Source organism: Bacillus sp. FSL K6-1003, assembly GCF_037964945.1.
GTDB lineage: Bacteria > Bacillota > Bacilli > Bacillales > Bacillaceae > Bacillus > Bacillus mojavensis.
The window spans coordinates 3,251,050-3,266,249 of the sequence record NZ_CP150176.1; the positions used below are offsets into that span (position 1 = coordinate 3,251,050).

The 15,200-nt window shown below is 44.0% G+C and carries 15 protein-coding genes; 5 read left to right on the plus strand and 10 right to left on the minus strand.

Features of this window, described 5'->3' with window-relative positions; translation table 11 throughout:
- Positions 1-11: 11 nt before the first annotated feature.
- The 3 genes from opuCC to opuCA all read right to left on the minus strand — a co-directional run bounded on the left by opuCC (position 12) and on the right by opuCA (position 2,757).
- Positions 12-878, minus strand: a complete 867-nt coding sequence (opuCC, locus tag NSU16_RS16675) for an osmoprotectant ABC transporter substrate-binding lipoprotein OpuCC (protein WP_286059821.1) — start codon at positions 876-878, stop codon at positions 12-14.
- 64 nt (positions 879-942) lie between these two features.
- Positions 943-1,596 (minus strand): glycine betaine/carnitine/choline/choline sulfate ABC transporter permease OpuCB, encoded by a 654-nt coding sequence (gene opuCB, locus NSU16_RS16680; RefSeq protein ID WP_339191546.1) that lies wholly within the window; start codon positions 1,594-1,596, stop codon positions 943-945.
- A gap of 21 nt (positions 1,597-1,617) precedes the next feature.
- Positions 1,618-2,757: an osmoprotectant ABC transporter ATP-binding protein OpuCA gene (opuCA, locus tag NSU16_RS16685; protein WP_010331907.1), complete on the minus strand. Its 1,140-nt coding sequence runs from the start codon at positions 2,755-2,757 to the stop codon at positions 1,618-1,620.
- 262 nt (positions 2,758-3,019) lie between these two features.
- Here opuCA and opcR point away from each other — a divergent pair, with 262 nt between their 5' ends.
- The 3 genes from opcR to NSU16_RS16700 all read left to right on the plus strand — a co-directional run bounded on the left by opcR (position 3,020) and on the right by NSU16_RS16700 (position 5,235).
- Positions 3,020-3,577 carry an opuC operon transcriptional regulator OpcR gene (gene opcR, locus NSU16_RS16690; RefSeq protein WP_339178230.1) on the plus strand — a complete coding sequence of 186 codons (558 nt, stop codon included), beginning with the start codon at positions 3,020-3,022 and terminating at the stop codon, positions 3,575-3,577.
- A gap of 181 nt (positions 3,578-3,758) precedes the next feature.
- Positions 3,759-4,373 (plus strand): PH domain-containing protein, encoded by a 615-nt coding sequence (locus tag NSU16_RS16695; RefSeq protein WP_010331909.1) that lies wholly within the window; start codon positions 3,759-3,761, stop codon positions 4,371-4,373.
- Positions 4,374-4,530: 157 nt separating this feature from the next.
- Positions 4,531-5,235, plus strand: a complete 705-nt coding sequence (locus NSU16_RS16700) for a zinc ribbon domain-containing protein (protein WP_339191548.1) — start codon at positions 4,531-4,533, stop codon at positions 5,233-5,235.
- A gap of 39 nt (positions 5,236-5,274) precedes the next feature.
- Here the strand turns inward: NSU16_RS16700 and NSU16_RS16705 are convergent, their stop codons facing one another.
- Positions 5,275-7,092 (minus strand): zinc-ribbon domain-containing protein, encoded by a 1,818-nt coding sequence (locus tag NSU16_RS16705; protein ID WP_339191549.1) that lies wholly within the window; start codon positions 7,090-7,092, stop codon positions 5,275-5,277.
- Positions 7,093-7,224: 132 nt separating this feature from the next.
- Between NSU16_RS16705 and NSU16_RS16710 the strand changes: the two genes are divergently transcribed.
- A complete protein-coding gene (locus tag NSU16_RS16710) occupies positions 7,225-7,686 on the plus strand; it encodes a GNAT family N-acetyltransferase (protein WP_168748777.1) in 462 nt (153 codons plus the stop codon).
- Positions 7,687-7,731: 45 nt separating this feature from the next.
- Here NSU16_RS16710 and eno read toward each other — a convergent pair whose 3' ends face one another.
- The 4 genes from eno to NSU16_RS16730 are packed head-to-tail and all read right to left on the minus strand — an operon-like array spanning position 7,732 to position 12,556.
- Positions 7,732-9,024, minus strand: a complete 1,293-nt coding sequence (gene eno, locus NSU16_RS16715; protein ID WP_003151625.1) for a phosphopyruvate hydratase — start codon at positions 9,022-9,024, stop codon at positions 7,732-7,734.
- Positions 9,025-9,051: 27 nt separating this feature from the next.
- A complete protein-coding gene (gpmI, locus tag NSU16_RS16720; RefSeq protein WP_339191550.1) occupies positions 9,052-10,587 on the minus strand; it encodes a 2,3-bisphosphoglycerate-independent phosphoglycerate mutase in 1,536 nt (511 codons plus the stop codon).
- Complete coding sequence (gene tpiA, locus NSU16_RS16725) at positions 10,580-11,341, minus strand: triose-phosphate isomerase (protein WP_010331914.1); 762 nt, start codon at positions 11,339-11,341, stop codon at positions 10,580-10,582. The genes gpmI and tpiA overlap by 8 nt, the downstream gene beginning before the upstream one ends.
- Positions 11,342-11,371: 30 nt before the next feature.
- A complete protein-coding gene (locus NSU16_RS16730) occupies positions 11,372-12,556 on the minus strand; it encodes a phosphoglycerate kinase (RefSeq protein WP_268504629.1) in 1,185 nt (394 codons plus the stop codon).
- 48 nt (positions 12,557-12,604) lie between these two features.
- On the opposite strand from NSU16_RS16730, the gene NSU16_RS16735 reads away from it, so the two are divergent.
- Entirely contained in the window at positions 12,605-12,757 is a 153-nt protein-coding gene (locus tag NSU16_RS16735) for a hypothetical protein (protein WP_154648864.1), read from the plus strand.
- A gap of 112 nt (positions 12,758-12,869) precedes the next feature.
- On the opposite strand, the gene gap is transcribed toward NSU16_RS16735, so the two are convergent.
- Together gap and cggR are read right to left on the minus strand one after the other, a co-directional pair.
- Positions 12,870-13,877 carry a type I glyceraldehyde-3-phosphate dehydrogenase gene (gap, locus tag NSU16_RS16740; RefSeq protein WP_010331916.1) on the minus strand — a complete coding sequence of 336 codons (1,008 nt, stop codon included), beginning with the start codon at positions 13,875-13,877 and terminating at the stop codon, positions 12,870-12,872.
- A gap of 46 nt (positions 13,878-13,923) precedes the next feature.
- Complete coding sequence (cggR, locus tag NSU16_RS16745) at positions 13,924-14,946, minus strand: gapA transcriptional regulator CggR (RefSeq protein WP_339191552.1); 1,023 nt, start codon at positions 14,944-14,946, stop codon at positions 13,924-13,926.
- Positions 14,947-15,200: the final 254 nt, after the last annotated feature.

Here is a 15,200-nt window from a genome sequence, read left to right on the forward strand (position 1 = left end):
TGCCTCTTTTCTTAGTCAAAATAATGATGTTTCTCTAAAAATTCCTTTGCCACAACAGACGGCTCCTTCAGCTTGCCGTCTACTTCGTAGTTGAGCTCCTGCATGGTTTCCGTATCAATCTTCCCGATCAGTTTATGAATAATGCCTTCAAGCTCAGGATGGTCTTTAAGCACCTTTTCCGGAATCACAGGTGAACAGTCATACGGCGGGAAAAACTGTTTGTCGTCTTTTAGGATTTTCAGATCATACGCCTTAATCCGGCCGTCTGTGGAATAAGCAAGAACGGCGTCCATTTTCCCGTTTTTGACTGCGTCATAGACAAGTCCGATTTGCATCGGATAGGTTGTTCCAAACTCAAATCCATACATGCTGACAAAGCCTTTATATCCGTCGCCCTTCCGTTTCAGCCAGGCATTGTCGACGCCCAGTTTATATTCAGAAGCGTTTTTCTTCAGGTCAGACACAGTGTTTACATGCTCCTTTTCCGCAAACTTTTTTGTTACGGTAAAGGCGTATGTGTTATCAAACCCGTAAGAATCAAACCACTTATATTTAAAACGTTTATCAAATTCTTTCTGCACGATATTTAACGCTTTTTCCGGATCCTTTTCAGCCTCCATTCCGAGGGTGCTCGTTAAATCGGTCCCTGAGTAGCGCGTGGCGGAGATGTCAATGTCACCGCCAAGCATCGCCTGGTGCTGAACATAGTTTGATCCGAGATTTTTGACTAACGCCGTATTTAAATCCGTATCATGTTCAATGAGCTGCGCAATCATATTCGCTAAGATTTCTGATTCTGTCATGCTTTGCGCTCCGACCTTGATCGTATCTTTGGAGGCGCCGCCAAGTCCCGGCAAAGAACAGCCGCTCAGCAGCATGACAAAGGCGAAAGCGAGCGCGCCGATCCATCTGATTTTTTTCGTTTTCAACACAGCCAACTCCTTAAGAAACTTCCTTCATTCCTTGCAATCCCTTCGGTGTCACTTTTCGTTCCGTCACGGCTAACAAGTAATCAATGATAATGGCTAAGATCGTTACCGGCACAGCACCGCCAATGATGTATTCAGGCTGATACAGGTTCAGTCCGATAAAAATGTAATCACCGAGACCGCCGCCGCCAATAAATGAGGCAAGGGTCGCCCAGCCGATTAAATAAATCGTTGATGTACGGATTCCCGCCATAATAATTGGGATCGCCATCGGAATCTCGACGAGCCGAATCTGCTCCCAGACGGTCATTCCAATCCCTTTTCCTGACTCAAGCAGATTTTTGTTTACACCTTTAATGCCTGTATACGTATTGCGCAGAATCGGAAGCACCGAATAGAAAAATAAAGCGACGATCGCCGGCACTTTTCCCACACCGAGAAGCGGGATAAAAAACGCCAGAATCGCCAGACTTGGCAAGGTTTGCACAATGTTGACGGCACCTATAACCGCGCCAGCGCCTTTTTTCATTCTGGTCAACAGAACACCGAGCGGCACCGCAACGATAATGCCCAACACAACAGCAACGAGCGAAATGTATAAATGTTCACCTGTTTTATACAGCAGCTCACCGCCGTTCGTCTGTAAAAAAGTCATCATTTGATTCATGTATAAGAGCTCCTCCCCTGATCAGATCGTCATTAGCTGGTTTTCCTCACCCCATATGGAATCGTATACGATGTCCACAAGGCTTGCTCTTGTCACAATCCCTGCTAAATGGTGCTCTTCATCAACAACGGGAACATACTTCATTCCTTGCTTCAAGATTTTCCGGACGGTATCTCGGAGAAGGGCTCCTTTTTGCACGGTATACATATCCGATCGGTACACTTCACCAACAACGCTCGCTTTTTTGCGGTTTTGATCAATGATTTCAACATCTACGTATCCCTTCAGCACATTTTGCTCATCTACAACAAGCAGCGAGTCGACGCGTTTTTCTCTCATCAGCTGAATGGCCTGAGAAAGCGTTTTGTCCGCTGTGACCGTGACAGGCATCCTGTTCATCATCTGCTCAACCCGCTCAATTTCAGGTCTTGTCTGGATCAGGCGCTCTTTCCCGATAAATTCCTCTACAAATTCATTTGCCGGATTTCTGAGAATCTCATCAGGTGTGCCGACCTGAACGATTTCACCCGCTTTTAAAATCACAATCCGGTCAGCTAGCTTAATAGCTTCGTCCATGTCATGGGTCACAAAGACAATGGTTTTGTTTAACGTTCTCTGCAGTTTTTTAAATTCTTCCTGAAGGGAATCCCGCGTGATCGGGTCAAGCGCTCCGAACGGTTCATCCATTAAAATGAGAGGGGGTTCCGCAGCCAGTGCGCGCAGCACGCCGATTCTCTGCTGCTGTCCGCCGCTGAGCTCGTGGGGATAACGGTCTAAATATTCAGGGCCCATATCAACAAGCTTTAACAGCTCGCTCGCCCGTTCTTTCCGTTTTTCTTCAGGCCATTTCAGCAGTTTCGGGACGAGTGAAATGTTCTGCTGAATGGTCATGTGGGGAAACAAACCGATCTGCTGAATCACATAGCCGATTTTTCTCCTCAGTTCAACCGGGTCCTGTTCCATTATGTTTTCTCCGTCGATAAAGATCTTTCCTGACGACGGTTCAATCAGTCGATTAATCATCTTCATCGTCGTCGTTTTTCCGCAGCCGCTCGGGCCGATAAAACAGATAAATTCACCCTTGGCAATATCTAAATCAATGCTGTTCACAGCTTTTTTGCCGCCTTTATATACTTTTGACACTTGTTCTAATTTCAGCAATCCGTGCACCTCCGCAGGTTTCCATTCATTTTTCTGAAAAGTATAATCTTTATTATAATTTGAACTTTATAAAATAAAAAGTTTACAATGTGTTGAAATTATATGTTATTTACAGATATTTATTGCTATGACTCAGGCAGAGAAGGTGTTCTTACAATTACGCCGGATACCTCTCGCTTCCTCCGCATACAGCTGTTTTCAACAACTGGCAGAAATATGATATATTGACACCATCAATTGCCATTTGAAGGGATGATCAGCTGTGGAAAAAACTGCTCTCGACATCATTGAACATGCTGAAGAGCATCTCATTGAGAAGATTGCCGAAAATATGCATACGTTTGGAATGCCTTCTACTGTCGGGCGTGTGCTCGGGATTATTTATATGAATCGAAAACCGATGACGTTAAGCGAGCTGTCAGAAGCAACAGGCATGAGCAAAACACGGATGAGCCAGGTCGTCCGTGAAATGATTGATGCCAACATTGCCGAAAAAGTGTTTGAAAAAGGCGTAAGAAAAGATCTTTACGACGTAGAGCAGGATTATTACCAAACCTTCATATCTTTATTTGCGGCGAATTGGACAAAGGTCGTGAGCAAAAACAAAGTGCTGTATAAAAAATTAAACCGGGAGCTGACAGATCTTTTACAAAGGGACGGGCTTACCCCCGAAGTGGAAGAGAAAGTCAATCAGCTGCTGAATGAATTAAGAGAATGGCTCCATTACTATGACTGGCTGAGCCGCTTAATTGAGTTTTTTGAGAGTGAGGAAGTATTTGAATACGTGCCGAAAACAGCTGAAAGCAGCTCCCTGAAGTAAGGGAGCTGCTTTTCTACATGATGAGATGAATAGTGGAAACATCATATATGAGAACATCATATACTTCCTCCATGTGACATTGGCCTTACCCAGAGGCTGATTCTTCGCAAACGTTTATAGCCGTTCGGAAACGCCACATGCTACAATAAAGTGACTATGTAAATAGGAAGGATGTATCTATATGTTCAAGAAAATTGCAGCAGATGCACTCGGATTATCAGATATCGGAAAAATTATCGAACCTCAGGATTATGACAAAACAGATGCTGATGACTATGTCATGCATGAAGACAACGAAAAAATTTATTTCCTGATTAAAACAAAAGCCGATGAATATTGCTTCACGAATCTGGCGCTGATCCATGTTGACGGCGAACGTGCCACTTCCTCTAAACGAACGCTGAAACGCTACCCTTATTCCCAATATAAAATCTCTGATGTTTTTCTGGAAACCGCCGGGAAAGTCGATTTGGATGTTGAAATCAAGTTCAAGCTGGGCTCTGAACAATTTGATATCGATGTGCATAAAGAGCAAATTGAAAAGCTAAAAGATCTATATAAAGCCCTTCTCCGTATTTCTGAAACGATCTATGAAAATGACATTTTGATCAATCAGGCTGAACAAAGTCTTGAGCGAGCAGTCACCATCCTTCAGCATACCCGCCCTGAGCACGTCAATATTGAAACACAATACAAAGAGCTGACCGAATTTGGATTTACATGGGTCACTTCCGTCCGCTCGCAGTACCATATTAAAGATTTCGGTGACGTATTTGAAAAATATATAAATAACTAGAAAAGACACGGGTTCGCATCTGGCAGCCCGTGTCTTTTTTCTGATACATATCTTGGAGAAAATTTTTGGATAGATATTGGTTACTTTTCTACTTTTTTCTTTTATAATGACCTTATTAGTCTATTTTCCCTATATTACATGTAAAAGGAGTCATCATATGTTTTGTCCTCAATGCGGCCATCAAGCAGATGGCGGAAAATTTTGTGAGAAATGCGGATCGCCTCTTCCACGCCAAGCGGGCGAAAATCAAGGAGCACAGGCCGGAGCTGAGGCTGCAAAACAAGCAGCAAAGCAGTTCGGTTCATTTGTCCTGGCTGTTCTGAAACGCCCTTATCAGGAGTGCAAAACAACAACAGGCGGCGAACAGCTGATCAGCGGAATCATTACAATGGTGCTTTTCAGTTTACTAACTCCGCTGATGTTTTATATTCTTTTTTCAAATGGTCCCGGCAGTGCGAGCTTTACAGAAATCTTTTTCAAGCCAACCATTTACTTTGCCCTTTATATTTTCGGGTTGCATGCATTGATCTTTTTTTCCTTAAAAATCGCGGGAAACCACGTGTCATTTAAAGATTCACTATCCAGATTTGGTGCGTTTCTTATTCCGTTTACAGCTATTTTGATTTTTGCACTTCTATTGTTTTTATTACATACAGATCTTTGTTTCACCGTGTTAGCAATTGGTTTAATTGGCGCATTCTTCGCAATTCCCCCTGCGATGCTGAGCAGTTACCAGCATTCCTATAAAGGAAAGGCTGATATCATTTACTCAACCATTGTGATTTATCTGATCACGTGCGTTGCGTTTCGGCTCATCATCGAACATTATATCAAAGAGATTTTCCGTTATATCTTCTTTTAAAAAACAACCCCATCACCTGCTGGTGATGGGGGTTTGTTTTTATTGAATAGATGTTAAATAAATTCTTCCGTCTTTCACTACGCCGGTGTAGGTCCAGTTGTATGTTCTGCGCTTTGTACTGCCGCCTGATTTTGTAATATCAAATTCTTCATATGTTTTAATTGTGATAGTCGAGCCGCTTTGATTAAAGCTTTTTACCTCTACATCAATAAATACTTCAGTCGTCCCCTCGCTGTACAGCTTCTTAACCAATTTCTGCTGATCATTATATAATGAACTTCCTTTTTCCAGATTGCCTTCCATAACCGCAAATTCATTTAAATTCACTGCGGTTGATTGATTTGTCAGATAACTAACCATAAATGATGTCACTTGTTCATCCGTGACATCGCCGGTCGATGGGCTTACGCTTGCTTTCTTGCCTTTTGCGTCTGCCCAGGCTGACGTGTACGTCTCTGCATGATCATTTTTTATTTTCTTTATGTTTGTTCCGGCAGAATCAAAAGTTGATTCCGTATCTTCGAAAATCCACTTTTTCTGTTTTTTATCATATGAAAGCAGATATTCATAGCTCGGGCTTTCATCCGACATTTCAGGTTTCGTATAGTCATTATAATTAGCGGACTGGTGAAGTTCTTTTCCTTTTACCGTCGCCTGCCATGTACCGTCATTCTTCTGGGATAGAGCAAATGTATCCAAATCAAAGTCTGTTTCCAGATATTTATCTTTCAAGTAAGAATCCGTGTTTTTCATCGAGTCTACGTTCTCTTTTACTTCGGCTTTCCAACTGGCACTTGCCTCTGTCATCTGAGCTGTATTTCCATCAGAAAGCGCTTTGGAATATTGCTTTGTCGTTTTGACAATCGTGTTCATGATTGTTTCTTGTGTGTCTTGGTCAGGAATTAACGTTAACTCCATTTCTTTGCTATCAATCGGCACGCCCGCTGTTTTTGTTTTTCCCCATGGAAACTCCGCTTCGACCGCAGCTGTCATTGATCCGTCTGTCAGAAGCGGGCCGTATGTGACAGATTTGAACGGATCTTTATGAATGAATGTACCGTTAATGAGCAACTCTCCCTTTCCATCCTTGATGTCATCCGCTAAGCTGAATGTTACATTGTCTGCTTCTAATGAGAGATCAACATGGAAGCTGTTGTCACCAACCGCCTGAATGTCTTCCTTTTTCACAAGATCGACTACATCGTTTTTCAGTTTGGCTGAGACAGTATATTCGCCGGGAATGTACGGTCCGAGGGTTTGTGCTTGATCCGCTTTCTTTATAGATCCTGCATCCTCTTTATTCACATAGAGATCCGTATGTTTATAATTGCTGGTTACTTCAAAATAAACAGGTACTATTTTTAAATCATAATGGTCAAACACTAGCAAGCTTTTCCCATCTTTCTCCGCGTATACAATATCCTTTTGGACTGTTTCAGCACGCAGCGATGCAAAAAGCTCATCTTTTTTGTCAGGATGATCCTTCAAATATGTAAGAAACGGCTTTACATTATTTTTAGTCAGCTTAAGCTTATCATTTACCGGCGTAAGGAGAGACGCGATTTGGTCTTTATCTTCCTCATTTACAGCCTGTTCAAACTTGTCGACTAACCTATCCTTTGAAGTCAAGTACGCTCCGGTTTTATATGCGGCGAATAATATGACGCACGCTGCGGCAATGCTGCTCCATAACATGATGGTTTTCTTAGGGATTGGTTTTCGCGGTGCCTGCCTCGTTTCAGCAGTGCTTGCTGTTTCTTTATTTGCCTGTCTGCCGCTCCCTCCGATCGGGGTGCCGCACTCTTTACAAAACTTGGCCCCTTCATTATTTTTTTGACCGCATTCCTTACAAAACATGTGACTTTCCTCCTATTTGTTATCCACTATTTTGTACATATTTCCTATGTTACATATTTTATAATAGAATGGTATGAAATTGGAGGAAATCACGAAAATATCTCTATAAACATGTGAAAAGGTGGAATGATGATGCAACAGCTCACCATTCAAAAAGCGACAAACTATGATCAAGCGCTGTATGAGCTTCTGCTGCTCGCCGATCCGTCAAAAGAAATTGTTGATGAATACATTGCCAGAGGAGAATGCTACACAGCTTATATATCGGGCGAATTAGCTGGTGTATACGTGATCATCACAACTAGACCGCAAACCGTAGAAATCGTTAACATCGCAGTAAAACAAACCATGCAACAACAAGGCATCGGCAAGCTTCTTATCCGCGACGCCATCGAAAAAGCGAAACATATGGGAGCAAAGGTGATTGAGATTGGCACTGGGAATTCCAGCATCCATCAGCTTTCTCTTTATCAAAAATGCGGATTTCGCCTGCAAGCGATCGACCATGATTTTTTTATTAGACATTATGAGGAGGAGATCTTTGAAAACGGCATTCAATGCCGTGATATGGTGAGGCTTTATTTGGATCTGTAAAAAGCACCAAAAAAACCGCCGAGATTTCTCTCGGCGGTCATTTTATTACTTGTTTAAGTTGTAGAAAGAGTTAATACCGTGGTATTGAGCAGTTTCAGCCAACTGATCTTCGATGCGAAGAAGCTGGTTGTATTTCGCAACACGGTCCGTACGTGACGGCGCACCTGTTTTGATTTGTCCTGCGTTTGTTGCCACAGCGATGTCAGCGATTGTACTGTCTTCTGTTTCACCAGAACGGTGAGAGATAACAGCAGTGTAGCCTGCGCGTTTCGCCATTTCGATTGCATCGAATGTTTCAGTCAATGTACCGATTTGGTTTACTTTGATCAGGATAGAGTTGCCTACGCCGTTTTTGATACCTTCAGCAAGTTTTTTCGTGTTTGTAACAAAGAGGTCATCACCAACAAGCTGAACTTTTTTGCCAAGACGCTCAGTAAGAAGCTTGTGGCCTTCCCAGTCGTTTTCGTCAAGTCCATCTTCGATAGAGATGATTGGGTATTTAGAAACCATTTCTTCGTACCAGTCAACCATTTCAGCAGACGTTTTCACAACGCCTTCGCCAGACAGATGGTATTTGCCGTCTTCTTTGTTGTAGAACTCAGAAGATGCAGCATCCATTGCAAGTTTTACTTCTTCGCCAGGTTTGAAGCCGGCTTTTTCGATTGCTTCAACGATTGTTTGAAGCGCTTCTTCGTTAGAACCAAGGTTTGGAGCGAATCCGCCTTCATCACCTACAGCTGTGTTCATTCCTTTAGCAGAAAGAACAGATTTCAGGCTGTGGAAGATTTGAGCGCCCATGCGAAGTGCTTCACGGAAGTTAGGAGCACCTACAGGCATGATCATGAATTCTTGAATATCTACGTTGTTGTCAGCATGCTCTCCGCCGTTGACGATGTTCATCATCGGTACAGGAAGCGTTTTTGAGTTGAATCCTCCAAGGTATTGGTAAAGAGGAATCTGTAAGAAATCAGCAGCAGCACGCGCACAAGCCATAGATACGCCAAGGATTGCGTTCGCACCAAGTTTGCCTTTGTTTTCAGTACCGTCAAGCTCGATTAAAAGCTGATCGATTGCGTTTTGTTCAGTTACATCAAAGCCAAGAAGCTCTGGAGCAATGATTTCGTTTACGTTGTTAACAGCTGTTAACACGCCTTTTCCAAGGTAACGGTCTTTGTCGCCGTCACGAAGCTCAACTGCTTCGTATTCGCCTGTAGAAGCTCCGCTTGGCACTAATGCGCGGCCGAATGCTCCTGTTTCTGTATATACTTCAACTTCAACTGTTGGGTTGCCGCGGGAGTCTAATACTTCGCGTGCATAAACATCAACAATGTATGGCATGAGTTTGTCTCTCCTTTGAATTTCAGCTTATTTTTGAATTAAAGATGTTCCAGTCATTTCTTTCGGTTTTTCAACACCGAGAAGGTCTAATAACGTTGGTGCAAGGTCGCCTAGGATTCCGCCTTCACGCAGCGTGATGCCTTCTTTCGTTACAATTACAGGGACTGGATTTGTTGTATGTGCAGTGTGCGGTTCGCCTGATTCTGTGATCAGAATATCAGCATTCCCGTGATCAGCGGTAATGATGGCGTGTCCGCCTTTAGCGAGAATCGCGTCAACGACTTCGCCTAAGCATTCGTCCACTGCTTCAATTGCTTTAATTGTAGGTTCAACCATTCCGGAGTGGCCGACCATGTCTGGGTTTGCAAAGTTAAGGATAATCGCGTCATGCTTGTCAGCTTCGATTTCTTTGACAAGCGCGTCCTTCACTTCATACGCACTCATTTCAGGCTTCAAGTCGTATGTTGCGACTTTCGGCGAGTTGATGAGAATACGCTCTTCACCCGGGAATTCAGCTTCACGGCCGCCGCTCATAAAGAACGTGACGTGCGGATACTTTTCAGTTTCTGCAATTCGAAGCTGTTTTAATCCTTGCTGAGATAATACTTCTCCGACTGTATTATCAAGATTTATCGGTTTAAACGCCACATAGCCGTCAACTGTTTCACTGAAGTGAGTCAGGCAGACGAAATGCAGGTTTTTCGGATAATTCTCGCCGCGGTCGAAATCGCGGAAGTCTTTGTTTGTGAACGTGTTGGAAATTTGGATGGCGCGGTCCGGTCTGAAATTATAGAAAATCACAGAATCGCCGTCTTGGATTTTCGCAACAGGCTCACCGTTTTCTTTTGTGATGACAGATGGAATGACGAATTCATCGTGGATTCCATTCGCATATGAATCATCAACAACATCCAATGCGCTGCGGTAAGTCGGGCCTTCGCCGTATGCCATTGCGCGGTACGCTTTTTCTACACGGTCCCAGCGTTTATCGCGGTCCATTGAGTAGTAGCGTCCGGAAATGCTGGCGATTTCTCCGACACCGATCTTCTTGATTTGTTCGTTCAGCTGGTTGATGTACGTTTTCGCAGTTTGCGGACCTACATCACGGCCGTCAAGGAAGCCATGGATATATACCTTTGTCAGCCCTTCTTTTTTCGCAAGCTTTAACAGCGCGAATAAATGATTGATATGGCTGTGCACGCCGCCGTCTGATAAAAGGCCGAACAGATGCAGGGCTTTGTTGTTTTCTTTCGCATTGCTGATCGCGTCAAGGAATGTTTGATTTTGTTCGAACTCTCCCTCGCGAATGGCAACATTTACGCGTGTTAAGCTTTGATACACAATACGGCCCGCACCGATATTTAAGTGCCCTACTTCGGAGTTCCCCATCTGTCCGTCAGGAAGACCTACAGCCTCGCCTGAAGCAGTCAGTGTCTGATGAGGATACTGATTCCAATAGCGGTCAAAATTCGGTTTTTTCGCCAAAGCGACTGCGTTCCCTACTGTTTCGTTTCGTAATCCGAACCCATCAAGAATGATGAGTGCAGCTGGTTTTTTACTCATATTGACCTTCCTCCAATAATTGAACGAATGACTGTGGCTCAAGGCTCGCGCCGCCGACCAAAGCACCGTCAATATCGGACTCTGCCATATATTCTTTAATGTTTGCAGGCTTTACGCTTCCGCCATATTGAATGCGAAGCTTGTCTGCCGCTTCTTGGCCGAAGCTTTCAGCGACGGTTTTACGGATATGCGCACACACGTCGTTCGCATCTTTAGATGTAGAAGATTTGCCTGTTCCGATTGCCCAGATTGGCTCATAAGCAATAACAGAAGCTGCAACTTGTTCTTCAGAAAGACCCGCTAGGCCTTTTTTCACTTGGTCAGCCACAAGATCATTTGTTTTGCCGGCTTCACGCTCTTCAAGCGTTTCACCAACACAGATGATCGGCACAATACCGTGTTTGAAAGCAGCATGTGCTTTTTTGTTAACTGTTTCATCAGTTTCAGCGAACATTTCACGGCGCTCAGAGTGGCCGATGACGCAGTAGTCAACGCCAAGGTCTTTCAGAGCAACCGGGCTGATTTCGCCTGTGAACGCGCCGCTTTCTTCAAAGTGCATGTTTTGAGCGCCGACTTTAAGGTCAGTGCCTTTCACAGCAGAAGTCAGCTTTTCTAAGAAAAGCGCTGGCGCGCAAACAACAGCTTCCGCTTTGTCTGCTGCTGGAATGGAAGATTTCACTTCTTCAACGAAGCTGACAGCCTCGCCGAGTGTTTTGTTCATTTTCCAGTTACCGGCTATAATTGGTTTTCTCATCTGTTCCACTTCCTTATAGCAGTTTTAAAATTATTTATCGTTCAGTGCAGCTACCCCTGGAAGCTCTTTGCCTTCCATGAACTCAAGAGATGCGCCGCCTCCTGTTGAGATGTGGCTCATTTTGTCAGCTAGGCCGAATTTTTCAACCGCTGCTGCAGAGTCTCCTCCACCGATGACAGAGTATGTATCTTTCGCCTCTGCCAATGCTTCCGCAACCGCTTTTGTTCCTTGAGCGAACAAATCGATTTCGAATACGCCCATCGGTCCGTTCCACACGACAAGTTTGCTGTTTTTGATGACATCAGCATACGTTTCGCGTGTTTTCGTACCAATGTCAATCGCTTCTAAATCACTAGGGATTTCAGAGATCGGCACAATTTTTACGTTTGCATCGTTAGAGAAATCATCTGCAACGAGTACATCTTCAGGCATGTAGAAGTTAACGCCTTTTTCTTTCGCGCGATCCATAAATGTTTTCGCAAGCTCGATTTTATCTTCTTCAAGCAGAGATTTACCAACCTCATAACCAAGCGCTTTAACGAATGTGTAAGCAAGACCGCCGCCGATGATCAGGTTGTCTACTTTATCAAGAAGACTTTCGATGACGCCGATTTTATCTTTTACTTTCGCTCCGCCGATAATGGCAGTGAACGGACGATCAGGGTTGGAAATTGCTTTTCCGAGTACGTCAAGCTCTTTTTCCATTAAGAAACCTGCAACCGCTGGCAGATGCTCGGCAATTCCAGCTGTAGATGCATGGGCACGGTGGGCAGCACCGAATGCGTCATTCACATATACATCTGCAATCTCAGCAAATGCTTTTGCAAGCTCAGGATCATTTTTCTCTTCACCAGGGTAGAAACGTACGTTTTCCAATACAAGAACGTCTCCGTCCTTCATGTCGGAAATTTGTGATTTTACAGCATCACCGTATGCTTCATCCGCTTTTTTCACTTCTTTGCCAAGCAGTTCGCCGAGGCGTGCAGCAACAGGAGTTAAACGAAGCTCCTCAACGACTTCGCCTTTCGGGCGGCCTAAGTGGCTCGCAAGAAGGACTTTCGCGCCTTGGCCTGCAAGGTGTTTGATTGTCGGAAGTGCAGCACGGATACGTGTATCGTCTGTTACTTCCCCGTCTTTCATTGGAACGTTAAAGTCAACGCGGCAGAATACAACTTTGCCTTTTACGTCGATGTCTTTGAGAGTTTTCTTATTCATGCTTTAGGAGATCCTCCTTCAAAATGGTTTGCATGCAGCACGAAAAACGTGAAACCGTCTGATCAAGCGATGACTCCGCGAGGGCAGATCGCATACTTTTCGGCACAGGGCAGATCGTCTGAAGCCAGGGCAGTGGCCGCAGGCGAAGGCGCCGGAAAGCTGCAAAGCGCAGATGCTTCTCTTTCACAGAACGTTTTCTGAAAGCCGGTCTTCATGGAAAAAGGGAAAGGGAGTCCGTCCCCTTCCCTTGTCCGCTTTCATTATAGCGCTTCTATTCAAAAGAACCAAGTATGGTCCTTTTTTCAGCTATGAATTAAAGACCTTTTTTAGCGATGTAAGCTGCAAGGTCAACAACGCGGTTAGAGTAGCCGCTTTCGTTATCGTACCAAGAGATTACTTTTACCATGCTGCCTTCCATAACCATTGTAGAAAGAGCATCGATTGTAGAAGAATTTTTGTTTCCGTTGTAGTCGCCAGAAACTAATGGCTCTTCGCTGTAGCCAAGGATTCCTTTAAGATCTCCTTCAGCTGCTTCTTTAAGAGCTGCATTTACATCTTCAGCTGTTACTTCTTGGTTCAGTTCAGCAACCAAGTCAACTAAAGAAACGTTTGGAGTTGGAACACGCATTGCTCCGCCGTTCAGTTTGCCTTTTAGTTCAGGAAGAACTAGAGAAACTGCTTTAGCAGCACCAGTTGAAGTTGGGATGATGTTTTCAGCTGCTGCACGCGCACGACGGTAGTCTTTGTGCGGAAGATCAAGAATTTGCTGATCGTTTGTGTAAGAGTGAACTGTTGTCATCATACCGCGTTTGATGCCGAATTTGTCGTTAAGTACTTTTGCAAACGGCGCAAGGCAGTTTGTTGTGCAAGATGCGTTAGAAATAACGTCGTGGTTAGCCGCATCGTATTTATCTTCGTTAACACCCATAACGATTGTGATATCTTCTTCGTTAGCAGGAGCAGAGATGATTACTTTTTTCGCGCCAGCTTCTAAGTGTTTCGCAGCGTCTGCGCGTTTTGTGAAGAAACCAGTAGATTCAACAACGATTTCAACGCCTTGTTTACCCCAGCTAAGTTTAGCAGGATCGCGTTCTGCAGAAACTTCAATTGTTTTACCGTTAACAACAAGGTTGTTACCGTCAACTGAAACCTCAGCGTCTAATTTTCCGTGTACAGAATCATATTGTAAAAGGTGAGCGAGCATGTTAGCATCTGTTAAATCGTTAACCGCTACTACCTCAACTTCAGGATTGTTTAATGCTGCGCGGAATACGTTACGTCCAATACGACCAAAACCGTTAATACCGACTTTTACTGCCATGATTGTTTCCTCCTTTAAATAAGTGAGAGATATTTATATTGAGGGATTATTCATCCCTTAATAACTTCTTTGCGGCTCCTTCGTCAGTGACGAGAACCGTGTTGCGCGGCTTTTTAAAGTAAGCCTCGATCGCCCCGGCTTTTGATGATCCGCCGGCTACCGCTATAATATCGGGAATGGCGTCTATGTCATCCAGCTGCATTCCGACAGAATGCACTTTGTGGACCACTTCGCCGTCCGCGTTAAAGTAGTAGCCGAACGCTTCTGTCACCGCGTCTTTATCATCTATTTTCTTTAAGTCTTCTAAAGGTGTGTTTCTCCGCTCAGCCATAGTTTTAGCTTCGCCGATTCCGTGAACCAGCATACTCGCTGATTTAATCGTGTTCAGCACCTCTTTGACAGAAGGTTCTTCAATAATAGATGAATAGGCGCCTTGTGACAGCTGTCCCGGAACAAACAAAAGCCGGTAAGTGCCTGAAGCCTTTTCCGCCATATGCGCGCATATGGTGTTCGCCTGGTTTTTTACGTCTTCGCCTAAACCGCCTCTTGCAGGCACAAACAAAAGCTCGCGGTTTTTAGAATCCGGCGTCATCATCTCGGCGACAGCTTCAATTGTCGTACCGCCGGTCACAGCGACGATATTTTTGCCTGAAAATCTTTTTTTCATACATGCGACAGCCGCTCTTCCCATTTCTTTTTTGACCCATGGGGAGTGGTCGCTGTCTCCGGATACGATAATGACATCCTTTAGATTTAATCGTTCTTTTAATGTCTTTTCCAAAAGCGTCAAACCTAAAACATCTTTCATCGTATCTTCTAAAACGGAAAGCAGTTCATAACCCTCTTCTGTCAGCGTCATGCCGTTTGTTTTAATATCGACCAGATTCTGTACCTTTAAAAACTGAACCTCGCTTCTCAGCACACGCTCGCTGATTCCGAGACTGGCAGAGAGGCTTCTGCGGCCGATGGGTTCTGTCAGCCTGATATACTGCAAGATTTCGAACCTCTTTTGCATAACGAGCAGAAGATCAGGCAATAATTTTTTTTGAGCTTGTATTAACTGGTTCATGACTCAAACGTTCCTTCCTTTTTTTGCTGGACATCAGACGTCCCGCTATGACAAAAAACGTCCCATCATAGCCAAAAAAAATTATTTCTGCTTTCTTTAATTATTTTAACAGGGTGGAAATGTTTATTCAACTGTTAAGAGCCAATTCATCGACAATATTCGCGCAGTTTTATGCAGCTGCGTTTCTCTTTCATTATTTTTCCCTCTATATTTCTATCTTATACAGCAAACCTTTAATGGTGCGCACAAAATAA